The sequence below is a fragment of the Halogeometricum sp. CBA1124 genome (assembly GCF_009741955.1).
GTDB lineage: Archaea > Halobacteriota > Halobacteria > Halobacteriales > Haloferacaceae > Halogeometricum > Halogeometricum rufum.
In genome coordinates this window covers 1-9966 of record NZ_WPCD01000137.1, presented here as the reverse complement: position 1 = coordinate 9966, position 9966 = coordinate 1, and the positions used below count along the sequence as shown (strand labels likewise).

Genomic DNA, 9966 nt, shown 5'->3' with positions numbered 1-9966 from the left:
CCATCGTGGTTCGTCCAGATCCTCAGCAATCACCTCCACCGCTTCTTGACCCATCGACGAACCGATGGTGTACTGCGTCGACCCACGACTCCGATGGATCCAGTTGCCGCTCACGACTGTACTTGTGGACGTCATCAGCGACGTCATCGGGCATCCAGGCGTCTCTCGTTTGCGGTCGCCCCCTTCGTGTTCTTTCCGCGAACCTCGAACAACCACACACTGCCATCTTCGGAGTAGCGAAGATGGTCGTCACCGGGGTAGCTCACTTCTGACGCTCGGAGCCCACACCGCCCCATCAGTTGCACAGCGATCTCTCGTTCCCATCCATCTTCCCCGGCCTTCCGCTCAAGAGTCGTGAGCTCGTCTGGGGAGAGCCAACACTTCGTGACGTCTCCCGAGTCGTCGACGCGGACCATAATCGGATATCACTGAGAATCCGCCTAGTTCTTTCGGTCAGCAGGAGCAGATATCGGCTCCAGCTGGGGAAATCGGGGCGTTCGTAATCGGGTTGTAAAACAAGTCGATTATTCGATGCTCGCACCGATCAACATATTATGGATCAACAACTCCAGCAGCCCCTACATCAGTCGTTCGAGCTCAAATCTTCCCGGCTCGAACGAGATCATTGTACCTGTCGCCCACGATGTATCCTGTTAAGCCGAGGAAGAACAGGGCGGTGAGCGCTAGATTCGCGTCAAAATGGGCATCGGGGTGGCCGTGCATAATCCAGTGCCGGTGCTTGAAGAATTTCTCCCACTTGTTCTGAAATGCCGAGCTACTCCCCTGTTCTATATTCATCGGGGCATACTGGCCGAACCAGCGTTTCACCGCTTCCTCCTTATCACTGCCCCAATAAACCTCCTCTCCGATATTGTTGGGGTCAGATCCAGTCAGGTTCGGATCATTTTCGCATAGCCAGCTGATGAGGGCGTCATGAGTTGAGATAGTAAGATAGAGCGTCTCGTAGTAGTTCGATGTCTCTGTATCATCCCATTCGTCGACAAATGCCAGCTCACAGTCCTCCATCCGAGCCGCCAACTTTTGTAGATCGTCGTCGTTTGCCGAATTGAGTCCTTCCCGAGCTTCTACCGCCCACGTGATCGCGACCTGAACCGCCTCATCCTGGATCTGATGGTTCGCCGGATCGTAATTCCAGGGATACTCGATATCGATCTGTGCCTCCGCCAACGTCCGCGCTGCATCAAAGTAGTCCTTGGCGTCTTTTAAGGCTACAATCGCTTTTGCGAGCGTTTCGTCGTCGAAATCAATCGATGGAGGTGTGAATTGGAAGTTAATCATCGCCTGTATCCACTCGTTGACCCCTTGATATACTTCCGGAAATTCATAATAACACTCTAATTCCTCCATCAAACGAGCGAAGCGACCCTATACTGTCCACTATAGATACGCCATTTTTACACTAGCACATTGGTCAGCCACGCTGTCCCGCAGTCGATTGGTACCCGCCTCGAAAGTCGGTTTCTCGTATGCCCATACTCCATCCACCAATACGAGAATACGGAAACTCATGCACGAGGGAGGGAAGCCAAGATCGTACGCAGTACACCCAGTGGGTTGATCTCGTCGAAATCAACGGTCTCGATATTTCCGGTGGTCGAGAGGTGATGGAAATGGCAACGAGTTCCTCGGGAACCTGTATGTCGATCCCATCGACCGACGCGTTGGTCCACGCATTCGTCGGCCTGGTAATAGGTTACGGAGAATTCTCCAGTGGTGAACCAATGAATATCCAGCCGTGTGGTCCCAGACGAGTCGGGACTTGGTGTCGGCCACGCCTTGAGCAACTGCGGGTGAAACGAATCGGGATGAAACTCTGTTCGGTCGATATTCGCCATGGTGGATAAGAAGCGATCGATGGCTCGAAGTGCCTGACGATCTGGTGGACCGACCGATGGCCATCCGACAATGGTGGGTACTTCGTTCATCTCCGTTACTGGGGGATGAGGTGACCGTCATTATGGGCGAGCTGCCGTGCGAGCTCGTACAGCTGGATGTCTCGTTCGATACTCTGCCACTGGCTTACTGCTGCCATTTGCTCGTGGATGGCCTCGTGGTCGTCTTGGTCGAATACGGACACCGAGTCGGGATCTTCTGCCCCGAATCGCTCCTCGAACTCTTCACGCTGTGACTCCAGATTCTGCACTCGCTCGATGATCTCATCGATGGTAAGATTGTCGGCAATCCGGCTCGCTTCTCGCCACTCGAAATAGGAGTCGTTTCGGCGATACCTGGCTACGTGGACATTGGGGCTTCTTTCGACGATGCCCATATCCACCAACCGTTCGAGATGCTTCTTGGCCGTATTCGGCGCACAATCGGCCGTTTCGGCGATTTGGTTATATCGAGTGTACTCGGTTATCCCGATGGCGGTGGTGTACACGCGCCCGAAGGCGTCTGTTCGCTCGCTCCACTGATCTCGGATGTCATCGATGGCGTCCTCGGATGGAATGGGATCGATGCTGGGCATACGATGTCGAGAAGTCCTATTGCAATATATTTTGAGACTCAGAAAATGGTTGGTTTCGCCTTTTTATTTATCCCTCCCACCCATCGGCCAATTCTGTGCAGCAAACAACTGTTTCCAGCCGTATACCACGAGGACTGGACGAAGCTCTCGAAGCAGCGTGCCAATCGGAGCGCGTATTCCGCTCGGAGATCATCCGGCGCGCGCTTCGATACTACTTCGAGCAGAATCCAGATGGTATCGAGCTCGCGGCGAGTGCGCGTGGCGAAAAGGGCAACCAGAGTAGTCCAAACAGAGGCGCACTCGGCTTAGCAACCGAGGAGGCGTACGATCCAGTCACGGAGTTCTGACTCGGATCGATGCAGCTCGTCACTGTGGTCTGGAGCTGTGGAACGCCGCGCCGTAGTATCGCTCGGTCGGGGACAACGATTGGTACCCGTGCACCCCGACTCGACCCACGGCACGACGGAGATGGGATCTCGGACAATGCCGGTGAACCCGCCTATTATTGGCTGGCCAACCGGCTTAAGCCTTCACCAGCTACGGCCCTTCTTCGTCCATCGTGCTCGGCCCGAACGGAGCACGACTCCCTTCACTCGAAGAATGGCATCTAACATCGACGCAGTCGGCGACGAATCGTATACGAACGTTTGCTCCAGCGGAGGTGCACAATGAGCGACACAGATCTCGACGAGTTCATCGATAACAACAGCGAGATGCTCGGAAGGTCCTCGCCTGTGGAAATGCCGAGGCCCGTGCCTACGTGCTGGCCCTATTGGCGAACAGTAACGACCTCGACGGCGTCGAGGACGTCGAGGAGAAGCTCGATCGGATTAAGCTGGACCTTTCGTGACGACCACGTTATCCATCCGAAAGGGCCTCCGCGAAGGCCTGTGCGTCCTCGAAGAGTTCGGGATCTTTTTCGAGCAGTTCTGTGAGGTCACGTGCCTGTTGGAAGTCCTCGAGGAGCTCTGGGTTTTGCTGGGCGAACCGGAAAAGGGCGTCCCGGACCTCCCTTTCCTCTTCTTCCAACGATTTCATGCCAGCGTGGTCCAGCGCCTGGTTGCACCATACGCAGGCCGGTTCGTGTCGAGGAGTCTCCCTACCACAGCGCGGGCAGTCGACAGGGCCGATAGGCTCCGGCTCGTCTTCGTCCACGTCGATACCGTGCAGTCTGGCGAGTTCTTCCTCGGCTTCACCTCCGAAACGGGCCACGTAGTGCGCTGTTGCGTCACTCCCCCGCTTTCGGCCTTGGAGATCTTCGATTTGCGTCGTGCTCACGCCTCGACGAGCCAGAAACGTGGCATTCGATTTTCTGAAATTGGTCGGGGTGACCGGTTTCGTAACACCGGCTCGCTCTGCTGCGTCGTCGAAGATGGCACGGAAGCGCCGATACGTGAGTTCCTCTGGCTTGGACAGCTTCGACCAGAGCGGCGCATCTGGATCCTCTGGTGCGGGGTGGTCGGAGATCCATCGATTGAGCATCGGAACGCTGGCGAACAGGGGAACCGATCGCTGGCCGGTCTTCCCGTCCACCTTGATCTGGAGGCCGTATTTCGCATCTTTGACGTCCCCGACTCGAAGCTCCTGCAGTTCTCCACTTCGAGCCCCCGAATCGAAGGCAACTGCGAGAAGAGCAGCATCTCGGGAGTTGCGCGTTTCGTCGATCATCGGAACCACGTCCTCGTCCCATTCCAGCATATCCGCAGGGTCCGGTACGGGGTCGTGGCTCGATGGGGTCCCCGACGGGATCCATTCGACACTCGGCGGAATGCCGTCGTCTTCGGTCACGCGTTTGCCCAGGATTCGGAGGGCTGTTCGGTAGTCGTGGTTGGTGTACTCGTTGTCGTACGTCTGGTGGATCCAGCGAACGATGTCTTCGGCGGCCTCGCGATTCTCGAGCGCGTCGGCCAGCCCACCAACCTCCTCGGCCATACGGGTACAGTGCCGCAGCAGTTTTTCGTGTCGGTGTTCGGAATACTGGGACCTCAGCAGGTCGAGCTTCTTACTGAACGTGAGCAGTACGTCACGGTCGGGCTCGGAGATCTCCTCGGAGTCCCGGATCCGCTCGCAGAGTCGTTCGATGTTCGCTCGTGTGTCGCCCATGGCGATATTATTATGTTCTTACGAGGGATGATGAAGGTTATGTTCACATCCCGGCCTAGGCTCTTTCCTCCGTACACTCCTTGTACGCACACTTTTCCGGACACACTCGTCTGAACGAAACCCGTTCAAGATTCGCTTCTCTCGCTAAACAGGGCATCCCTCGCCGTAATGCGATTCGATGAAGTGTCAGGACACACAAACTAATTCACAGACAGCGGCGGATTAGACCCGAAATCGACCGGGGGCGCGTCCCCTCAAGTGACACCCCGGATTTCGCTAACCCGCGCTCACAGGACGGACGATGAACCGTAGTCAGGAATGCGATAGAACTGCTCCTCGATGCGGCTATCCACGTCGATTACGCGGTGAGTGAGCCTCCGCCGAAACGACTATTGGTAAGACCAGCGTATTACGTCTATATGTCTGAAGCAGCTACGAATGACGACGGTGGGGACGACATCGCCACGGTGAATTTCAAACTCACCGAGTCGTTCCTCGAACAGATAGACGACACGTGGCAGGGGCGCGGGTTCAACAGTCGGAGCGAGTTCATCCGGTACACGCTTCGGGACGCCGTCGAGTTCCCGACGTTCGACCGCGACGAACTGGTCGCCCTGCTCGAAGCCGAGGAGGACATCCGCGAGGGACGAACGACGAGCGCCGAGGAGGCCCGCGAGCGGTTCGGCACGAGCGATGAGTGACGACGGGTGGACGTGGGAACTCTCCTCGACCGCCGAAGACGACCTCGACGGACTGTCCCCCGCCGACCAAGACCGGATACTCGACAAACTCGATGAAATCGTCTCCTCGCCGTGGCGCGACCCGCCGGACTACGGCGAACCGCTCCAGAACAGCCCGTACAAGAAGGTACGCATAGGGGAGTTCCGGCTCTCCGTGAGCTTCCGGCAGGACGACCAGCGGCTCGTCGTCGCACGCGTCAAGCGTCGTGGCGGCGCGTACACCGCTGATGACGACTAAGTGACGAAAGGCCCTCGATACGGCGAGATACGGGTGAAGTATTCGGTGGATTTGGCCCCGGTAGTCGTCAGTCGTGAGCCATGTCCTCGAGGGAACTGTTCTTTCTGCCCCTCGATGTGGTGAGTAGCTTCGGTAAGTTCGGAGGAAATGCCCCACAATCATTATCTCATCAGGCATCAACTCATTATGTACGATGAGAAACTTATTTGGGCACTCGCTGCGGCATACGTTCTTGTTGGACTCGGTCTATTCTATAGTTTAGCGATAGATTCCAGCGAGCTATTTTTGGGAATGACTGCTCTCATTTATCTTCTAATGAGTCCATTAGCATATCTTATTTATAAAAAACGAGTGGTAAACGAGTAATCGGTCAATTCGCACGCTCTACTTTCTAACTGATTCACCACAGCATATCTGAAACGTACATACTATCATCCACGCTCGATGTCGTGGGGCCACGCGTATGAACCGCACAATACTCCTCACAATTATGATGTGTCGAGTAGGGCAACACTCACCCGAACACGTTTGTCGATTTCCGGTGTCCACAGACGGCATACGGGGTCGAATACCCAATTCTTTCATAAGTAGCGTTGCTAATAGAGAGATAAGAAGCACGCAAAGTGGGCCTTTGCGGCAAAGGTGGCCGCTTTCAGGGCCGAAGGCCTCCTCGGTAAAGCAAGTCCTTGGTAAGGACGAGAGCCCGGGATTTGAGCAGCGAGCAAATCTCCGATTTGTGAGTGAGTTCAAATCCCGGCGTAGACTTTCTCTGTAATCTCACTCACACCGACACGCGCACGTCCGAAACCGTTCACGACCGCAAAAACAGAACAGAACCCGCTTCGCCTCGTTACCGGAAGTCCTCGACGAACCGCTCGGGCATCCGGTCGACCACGTGTTCCGGCATCGCGTCGACGGCCGTCTGCGCGACGACGACCATCGGCTTCCGCAGCAGCACGTACACCGCGGAGACGCCCAGCGCGGCGTACACGCCGAGTTGAATCGGGCCGTCGAAGACGTACAGCGTCGGCAGGGCGAACAGGCCGGCGGCCAGCAGGTCCTCCGGTGCGCCGTCGTAGCGAATCCACCGGCGCGGCGGAATCCAGCGGCTGTGGTAGTGGCTGTAGACGGCGCGCTCGGAGGTGCCGAGCCACGGCTTCAGCTCCAGACCACCCCCGAGGGCGTCCATCGCCGAGTGGAGCGCGGCGGCGGCGAGGAACAACGCCACCGAGACGGTGAGCGTCGAGGGGGCGACGGCGGCGACTGCGACGGCGGGGACGGCGAGCGCGCTGAAGTACACCGGGAAGTGCAGCGTCTTGCGGTGCCCCGCGTAGAGGTCGAAGTCGGGGAACAGTCCGCCGAGCGCGGCGGCGAGCACTGGTATCGGCGTCGCCGCCGCGGCGCTCTCGGGGAACACCACCGCGACGACGACGGCGAGCACGACCCCTGCGAGGGCGTGCGTAGTTGCCATCATCACCCTGACCTCTGTTATACAACGGAAAAACGGTTACGCGTCGTGTGCTAACATGTCAGACCGACCGCGCCGACGGGGGCGAACGGAGATTTATCCCCCCTCGACGCCTCTGCGAGGGTGTGAAGTGGCGTCTCCCTCCCAACGCGGGTTCGCTGGCGGCGGGAGGCATGCGACTGGCCATCGCCGGCATCCTCGGGTTCGGTCTCGCCACGCTGAACGCGAGCATCGTCATCAACGCCGCGGCGGCCCTCTCCATCACGTACCTCCCCGCCGTTCTCTCCCGCGACTGGGGTATTCGGCTCTCGCCGGGACTCACGCTGTGGGTGACCACCGCCGTCCTGCTTCACGCCGTCGGGATGGTCGGCCTGTACGACGGCCTGTGGTGGTACGACCACCTGACGCACACGCTGTCGGCGATGCTCGTCGCCGCCGTCGGGTACGCGTCGGCCCGCGCCGTGGACAAGTACAGCGAGGCGGTGTACCTCCCGCCGCGGTTCATGTTCGTCTTCATCCTCACGTTCACGCTCGCTCTCGGCGTCGTCTGGGAGGTGCTGGAGTTCTTCGCCCGTCTCGCCGCGGACTATCTCGGCGTCGAAGCCATCCTCGTCCAGTACGGACTCGCCGACACCATCACGGACCTGGTGTTCGACACCGTCGGCGCGGTACTCGTGGCTCTGTTCGGGACGGAGACGCTCTCCGGCCTCGTGGACTCGCTCCACCAGCGGTTGGAGGAGGCTCGCCCGACGCCGGGGACGGCGAACGGCAGTCGTAACGCGTGTTCGCCGTGCCGGGCGATGGTCGCGCCGGGCGACGGTCGTGCCGACTGACCGGTCCCGGCGGCGACTGTGGGTTTTAATCCGTCCCGCGTCCACCACTGTGGGTATGAAGGTTGTTATCGTGGGGTACGGTCGCGTCGGTGCCCGAACCGCCCTCGTCCTCCGCGAGGAGGGTCACGACGTGACCGTCGTGGACAACGACGAGACGAAGGTCGAACGCGCCGAGGAGGAAGGGTTCGCGGTGGTGGCGGGCGACGGGAGCAACGAGTCCGTGCTTCGCCGCGCCGGCGCGAGGACGCCGACGCCGTCGGCGGACTGACCGGCGACCCGAACGTGAACTTCGCGGCCTGCATGGTCGGCAAGGAGTTCGGCTGTCGCGCGGTCATGCGCGTGAGCGAGGACTACCGACAGGAGATATACGAACGCTACGCCGACGACGTCGACGAGGTCATCTACCCCGAACGTCTCGGCGCGGCGGGCGCGAAGACGGCCCTCCTCGGCGGTAACTTCGACGCCATCGGCGATTTGACGGAGGGGCTCCGCATCTCGACGGTGGTCGTCCCCGAGGGCGCGCCCGTCGTCGGCCGGAAAGTCGCGGACATCGACCTCGGGTCGGTCGGTCGCATCTACGCGCACGGTCGGTCGAGAGAGCCGATGACCATCCCGTTTCCCGGGACGACGGTGGAGTCGGGCGACCAGATGGCGCTCCTCGTCGAGGAGGACGGACTGGCGGAGGTGCGAACAATCCTGCTCGGCGAGAACGGAGACTGAAGGGGGAACGCGTAAACGGTGCGGCGTCACGGGGGAGCGACGCCGTCACCAAACGGCCGGAATGCCGAACCGGGGGTGGGTGTGCCGGGCGCGCGGGTGGGAGGATGGGAACTGAGGCCGTCAGTTAGCGCGCCCACCGAGACGGTACTCGTCGCGGAACTAAATCCGTGTCAGACGGACGAGTGACCACGCGCTGACGCGGGAAAACTACATGACGCTGCCGGGTGACGTTCGCCCGATGCAAGGTATCGGACCCCCACTCGTGACGCCGTTCGCAGACGACGGAACCGTAGACGAGACTCGCCTCCGCGAACTGGTCGCGTGGGTGGAGGACCGCGGCGTCGACTTCCTCGTCCCGTGCGGGTCGAACAGCGAAGCAGAACTCATGACCGCCGAAGAGCGCGCTCGCGTCGTCGAAGTCGTCGTCGACGAGGCGAGCGTCCCCGTCCTCGCCGGCACCGGATCCCCGGGCTACGAGGAGACCCGACGGGCGACGGCCGACGCCGCGGCCGCCGGGGCCGACGCCGCCCTCGTCGTCACGCCGTTCTACTACTCCCACGACGACGCCGCCTTGGAGGCCTACTACCGCGACTTGGCCGACGAGGCCGAGATTCCCGTCTACCTCTACAGCGTCCCCGCGTACACGGACGTGAAACTCCCCGTCTCCGTCGTCGGCGACCTGGCGACGCACCCGAACGTCGCGGGGATGAAAGACTCCAGCGGCGACGTGGCCACGTTCGTCCGAGAGCGCCGACTGACCCGCGACGCCGACTTCGACCTCATGGTCGGGTCCGGCGGCGTCCTCTCGCACGCCCTCGACGCGGGCGCCGCCGGCGGCGTCCTCGCCGTCGCCACGTCGCCCCCGAAGCCGCCACGTCCGTCTACGAGGCCCACCGCGACGGCGACTCGGAGGCGGCGCGAGAGCGAAACGAGGCCATCGTCGAACTCAACCACGCGGTGACGGCCACGCACGGCGTCCCGGGCCTGAGGCGGCCATGCGCGCCCGCGGCGCGCCCGCCGGGCAGGTCCGGCGGCCGTTCCGACCGGTGTCCGACGACGCTCGCCGGGAACTCGAACGGCTGGTCGAACCGCTCTGACCGGCCGTCCGGTCGGGTGCGCCGCGCTCCGCCCGCCGACTCACCGCGGTTCGACGGCCGCGGGCGTCGCTCGCGTCGCCGTGGCCTTCCACGAGGCGACGACGCGCGCGCCGGGAGCGAGCGACAGTCGGCGGACGCTCTCGACGGTGAGGAACGCCCGAAGCGGCGTGGTGAGTCCGGCGTCCACGGCGACGGTGGCGACGGCGTCGCCGCGTTCGACGCTCTCGACGGTCCCCGCGAGGCGGTTTCGCGCGCTCGTCGCGTCCTCGTCCGGCGCGT

General features: G+C 61.0%; 11 protein-coding genes and 2 pseudogenes. 6 read left to right on the top strand and 7 right to left on the bottom strand.

What is annotated here, in order from left to right; translation table 11 throughout:
- Window positions 1-143: 143 nt before the first annotated feature.
- From GJ632_RS14935 to GJ632_RS14920, 4 genes are all read right to left on the bottom strand, one after another.
- The gene (locus GJ632_RS14935) at window positions 144-416 is read right to left on the bottom strand and encodes a hypothetical protein (protein ID WP_231751587.1); all 273 of its coding nucleotides are present in this window, start codon (window positions 414-416) and stop codon (window positions 144-146) included.
- A 181-nt stretch (window positions 417-597) separates the two neighbouring features.
- Entirely contained in the window at window positions 598-1368 is a 771-nt protein-coding gene (locus GJ632_RS14930; protein WP_191453374.1) for a hypothetical protein, read from the bottom strand.
- Window positions 1369-1526: 158 nt separating this feature from the next.
- Window positions 1527-1946, bottom strand: a complete 420-nt coding sequence (locus GJ632_RS14925; RefSeq protein ID WP_191453373.1) for a hypothetical protein — start codon at window positions 1944-1946, stop codon at window positions 1527-1529.
- Between the two features lie 5 nt (window positions 1947-1951).
- Window positions 1952-2488 (bottom strand): sugar-specific transcriptional regulator TrmB, encoded by a 537-nt coding sequence (locus GJ632_RS14920; RefSeq protein ID WP_191453372.1) that lies wholly within the window; start codon window positions 2486-2488, stop codon window positions 1952-1954.
- A gap of 95 nt (window positions 2489-2583) precedes the next feature.
- Between GJ632_RS14920 and GJ632_RS25995 the strand changes: the two genes are divergently transcribed.
- Complete coding sequence (locus tag GJ632_RS25995; RefSeq protein ID WP_191453371.1) at window positions 2584-2835, top strand: ribbon-helix-helix domain-containing protein; 252 nt, start codon at window positions 2584-2586, stop codon at window positions 2833-2835.
- 511 nt (window positions 2836-3346) lie between these two features.
- Here the strand turns inward: GJ632_RS25995 and GJ632_RS14910 are convergent.
- Window positions 3347-4591, bottom strand: coding sequence for a site-specific integrase (locus tag GJ632_RS14910; RefSeq protein WP_191453370.1), 1245 nt, complete (start codon window positions 4589-4591; stop codon window positions 3347-3349).
- Between the two features lie 419 nt (window positions 4592-5010).
- On the opposite strand from GJ632_RS14910, the gene GJ632_RS14905 reads away from it, so the two are divergent.
- Both GJ632_RS14905 and GJ632_RS14900 read left to right on the top strand, forming a co-directional pair.
- The gene (locus GJ632_RS14905; RefSeq protein ID WP_008307424.1) at window positions 5011-5292 is read left to right on the top strand and encodes a ribbon-helix-helix domain-containing protein; all 282 of its coding nucleotides are present in this window, start codon (window positions 5011-5013) and stop codon (window positions 5290-5292) included.
- Complete coding sequence (locus tag GJ632_RS14900; protein ID WP_191453369.1) at window positions 5285-5569, top strand: type II toxin-antitoxin system RelE/ParE family toxin; 285 nt, start codon at window positions 5285-5287, stop codon at window positions 5567-5569. The genes GJ632_RS14905 and GJ632_RS14900 overlap by 8 nt, the downstream gene beginning before the upstream one ends.
- An 850-nt stretch (window positions 5570-6419) precedes the next feature.
- Here GJ632_RS14900 and GJ632_RS14895 read toward each other — a convergent pair.
- Window positions 6420-7043: a metal-dependent hydrolase gene (locus tag GJ632_RS14895; RefSeq protein WP_191453368.1), complete on the bottom strand. Its 624-nt coding sequence runs from the start codon at window positions 7041-7043 to the stop codon at window positions 6420-6422.
- 167 nt (window positions 7044-7210) lie between these two features.
- Between GJ632_RS14895 and GJ632_RS14890 the strand changes: the two genes are divergently transcribed.
- The 3 genes and pseudogenes from GJ632_RS14890 (at window position 7211) to GJ632_RS14880 (ending at window position 9687) form a co-directional block, all read left to right on the top strand.
- Window positions 7211-7870 (top strand): hypothetical protein, encoded by a 660-nt coding sequence (locus GJ632_RS14890; RefSeq protein WP_231751588.1) that lies wholly within the window; start codon window positions 7211-7213, stop codon window positions 7868-7870.
- A gap of 55 nt (window positions 7871-7925) precedes the next feature.
- Window positions 7926-8590 (top strand): annotated as a pseudogene (locus tag GJ632_RS14885) (potassium channel family protein).
- A gap of 238 nt (window positions 8591-8828) precedes the next feature.
- A pseudogene (locus tag GJ632_RS14880) lies at window positions 8829-9687 on the top strand (dihydrodipicolinate synthase family protein).
- A gap of 40 nt (window positions 9688-9727) precedes the next feature.
- Here GJ632_RS14880 and GJ632_RS14875 read toward each other — a convergent pair.
- Window positions 9728-9966 (bottom strand): TOBE domain-containing protein (locus GJ632_RS14875; protein ID WP_197428023.1); only part of this gene is annotated, 239 nt, incomplete at its 5' end.